Annotated in this window: 3 protein-coding genes; 2 read left to right on the top strand and 1 reads right to left on the bottom strand. The window is 60.0% G+C overall.

Annotated elements, in window-relative coordinates:
* Positions 1–129: 129 nt before the first annotated feature.
* Positions 130–663 carry a transposase gene (locus D8U70_RS11815; RefSeq protein ID WP_130928940.1) on the top strand — a complete coding sequence of 178 codons (534 nt, stop codon included), beginning with the start codon at positions 130–132 and terminating at the stop codon, positions 661–663.
* A gap of 72 nt (positions 664–735) precedes the next feature.
* On the opposite strand, the gene gbcB is transcribed toward D8U70_RS11815, so the two are convergent.
* The gene (gene gbcB / locus D8U70_RS11820; RefSeq protein WP_016772824.1) at positions 736–1,836 is read right to left on the bottom strand and encodes a glycine-betaine demethylase subunit GbcB; all 1,101 of its coding nucleotides are present in this window, start codon (positions 1,834–1,836) and stop codon (positions 736–738) included.
* Between the two features lie 296 nt (positions 1,837–2,132).
* On the opposite strand from gbcB, the gene gbcA reads away from it, so the two are divergent.
* A partial coding sequence (gbcA, locus tag D8U70_RS11830; protein ID WP_130928938.1) for a glycine-betaine demethylase subunit GbcA occupies positions 2,133–3,079 on the top strand: 947 nt, incomplete at its 3' end.

Raw genomic sequence — 3,079 nt, forward strand, 5'->3', positions numbered from 1 at the left:
GGCGACAGGCTGAAAACCGCTATGACGCAGAGCGTCAGTGGCTGCATTCCCACGCTCTGCGTGGTAATGCATCTCGGGACGCTCCGCGTTCCATCTCCGTCGCACCGCAAGATTCAAGGATCGAATCCCATGGGCCGCAGCCGCTATACGATTACCGAAACCGACAAACCGCATTTCCTGACCTGCACCGTGATGGAGTGGTTGCCGCTGTTCATCCGCCCGTACATCGTTGAGCACCTGCTCAACTGCTGGCGATATCAACAGGCTCATCATGACCTGAAGCTATACGGCTACGTGATTTTGGAAAACCACCTGCACTTCGTCGCCCAAGCACCCGATCTGAGCAAATGCCTCAGCCAGTTCAAGTCCTTCACCGCGCGACAAATCATCAATGACTTGCAAACAAAAGGCGCCGACAAAGCCTTGCAGCGCCTGCGCTTCAGCAAACGCGCGCATAAGCAGGACCGGGTGTATCAACTGTGGCAAGAAGGTGCGCACGCGGAGATGGTCTACAGCGAATCAGTGATGCAACAGAAGCTTGAATATATCCACAACAACCCGGTGAAACGCGGGTATGTGGATTTACCGGAGCATTGGCGTTACTCGAGTGCCAGGGACTACGCAGGAACTGAGGGAATGATCGAGATTCAGCGCTGGTATTGAAAGGGGACGCGGAGCGTCCCGGGCGGCATTCCCACGCGGAGCGTGGGAACGATCATAGCCCCTTCGCCTCACTCAGAACTCAATCCGCACATCCCCCTTCGGCACGCTGCAGCACGACAGGATAAACCCTTCAGCCTCGTCATCCTCGGTAATCCCGCCGTTGTGCTCCATCTCCACTTCGCCGCCCAGTTTCATCACCTTGCATGTCCCGCAAATGCCCATGCCGCAGGCTTTCGGGATCATCAGGCCGAGTTTCGCGGCCGCTGCGTGGACGGTTTCGCCCGGGCCGACGCGAATGCTTTTGCCGGAGGCGGTGAATTCGACCTGGTGCAGATCCGCGGCGTCGATTTCCGGCGCATCGGCGGCTTGTTCGGCCTGTTCCACCGCGTCGGCGCGGGCCTCGGGTGGCGTGGCGCCGAAGGATTCTTCGTGATAGCGCGACATGTCGTAGCCGGCCGCTTCCAGCAGGCGTTTGACCGCGGTCATGTACGGCGTCGGGCCGCAGCAGAACACTTCGCGTTCGAGGAAGTCCGGAACCATAAGTTCGAGCATCTTGTGGTTCAGGTAACCGCGATAACCGGCCCATGGCTCGCCGAGGCCGTGCTTTTCGCAGATCAGGTGCAGGCTGAAGTTGTCGATCCGCGACGCCATGTGCTCGAGTTCGCGGTGGTAAATGATGTCTTTCGGCGAGCGCGCGCTGTGCACGAAAGTCATGTCGACATTGGCGTTGGTGTCGTAGAACCAGCGCGCCATCGACATGCACGGCGTGATGCCGACGCCGCCGCTCAAATACAGAACCTTCGGGCTCGGGAAGTCGATCGCGTTGAACAGCCCGACCGGGCCGTGCACCGCCAGTTCTTGCCCCTCATGCAAAGTGTCGTGCAACCAGTTCGAGACCTTGCCGCCCGGCACGCGCTTGATCGTGACCGAGAAGCTGTACGGCACCGACGGCGAGCTGGAGATGGTGTAGGAGCGCATGATCGGCTGGCCTTCGATTTCAAGCTCCAGGGTGACGAACTGCCCCGGCTTGAAGAAGAACAGGATCGGCTGGTCGGCCATAAAGCAGAAGGTGCGCACATCCCAGGTTTCCTGGATGACTTTGACGCAACGGACAATGTGTCGGCCATTGGCCCAGGTCTGGGTGGTGACCGGATTCAGGAAGCTGTTGGACATGCTGTTCTCCACGGCCGACTGTCGGCCTCTTGTCGGCGATTCTGCGTATAGCGCAGACCGTGCGTTTACCTATCCGCGACATTGACATACTTATCGCGACCAGCCCTTGAACACCGGGGCTTGCGCGTCGGGAACAGATTGCGCCATGTCGCGCATGGATAAGGTTCCCCCCAGCGCCGGCCCCACACTCGCCCCAACACAAGACGACTTCTTTACACCTTGCGTAGCAACCGTTTTGCAGCACACCTGATCAGCCACTTTCGCCGGCCACGCAGAGGGCCATGAGGATTACATCGATGGACGTCACCGCAAAAATCAGCCTGGGCGATCCGCTGGAACCCGCACGCAAGGCCACCGCACAAATGCTCCAGGAGCGCGAGCGCACTTTTTCCCTGCCACAGCCGTTCTACAGCGACGAGCGCCTGTTCGATATCGATATGCAGGAGATCTTCCAGAAGGAATGGTTGATCGCCGGCATGACCTGCGAGATCCCGGCCAAGGGCAACTACCTGACCCTGCAGGTCGGCAAGAACCCGATCATCATCATTCGCGGCGCCGAGGGCGTGGTGCACGCGTTCCACAACGTCTGCCGCCACCGTGGCTCGCGTTTGTGCACAAGCGACAAGGGCAAGGTCGCCAAACTGGTCTGCCATTACCACCAGTGGACCTACGAACTGGACGGCCGCCTGCTGTTCGCCGGCACCGAGATGGGCGCCGACTTCGACATGAAGCAGTACGGCCTGAAACCGGTGAACGTGAAAACCGCTGGCGGCTACATCTTCATCAGCCTGGCGGAGAACCCGCCGGCCATCGATGACTTCCTGTCGACGCTCAACCATTACATGGAACCGTACGACATGGAGAACACCAAGGTGGCGATCACCACCACCTTGATGGAAAAGGCCAACTGGAAACTGGTGCTGGAAAACAACCGCGAGTGCTACCACTGCAACGCCTCGCACCCGGAACTGCTGAAAACCCTGCTGGAATGGGACGATGTCACCGACCCGCGCGCCGATCAGGCGTTCAAGGATCACGTCGCCGCTTCCGCCGCTGCCTGGGAAGCCGAAAAGATCCCCTACGCTCACGCCAGTTTCGGCTTGCGCAACCGCATCGTGCGCATGCCGCTGCTCAAGGGCACCGTGTCGATGACCCTCGACGGCAAGCAGGGCTGCGCGAAACTGATGGGCCGCATCAAGAACCCGGACCTGGGCTCGATGCGCATCCTGCACCTGCCGCACTC

This window comes from Pseudomonas sp. Sample_20 (genome assembly GCF_004307585.1).
Classification (GTDB): Bacteria; Pseudomonadota; Gammaproteobacteria; order Pseudomonadales; family Pseudomonadaceae; genus Aquipseudomonas; species Aquipseudomonas atacamensis.

Bases quoted from the DNA above. Each gene is read 5' to 3' on its own strand.
- D8U70_RS11815 (WP_130928940.1), top strand. From the start codon at position 130: ATGGGCCGCAGCCGCTATACGATTACCGAAACCGACAAACCGCATTTC.
- gbcB (WP_016772824.1), bottom strand. From the start codon at position 1,836: ATGTCCAACAGCTTCCTGAATCCGGTCACCACCCAGACCTGGGCCAAT.